This is a genomic window from Pseudoalteromonas sp. AWH4_217 (genome assembly GCF_056161105.1).
The window spans coordinates 1-325 of sequence record NZ_JBSWYM010000074.1 but is presented as its reverse complement, the minus strand read 5'-3'; the positions used below and the strand labels follow the sequence as shown (position 1 = coordinate 325).

Genomic DNA, 325 nt, shown 5'->3' with positions numbered 1-325 from the left:
GTTCAGCCTCAGGCTCTTCTTCTAATAACCCATCCAGATCGTCCGGCTCTTCCGCCAGCATGTCTTCTGCGGGTTCGGCCTCAGGCTCTTCCTCTAATAACCCATCCAGATCATCCGGCTCTTCCGCCAGCATGTCTTCTGCGGGTTCCGCCTCAGGCTCTTCTTCTAATAACCCATCCAGATCGTCCGGCTCTTCTGCCAGCATGTCTTCTGCGGGTTCGGCCTCAGGCTCTTCTTCTAATAACCCATCCAGCTCGTCCGGCTCTTCTGCCAGCATGTCTTCTGCGGGTTCAGCCTCAGGCTCTTCTTCTAATAACCCATCCAG

1 protein-coding gene is annotated in these 325 nt (G+C 55.4%); it reads right to left on the bottom strand.

All coding sequences use genetic code 11. The annotated features are described in order from the left end of the window. The coding region (locus ACXAH1_RS24730) for a hypothetical protein (RefSeq protein WP_475200337.1) at positions 1-325 on the bottom strand (325 nt) is incomplete at both ends.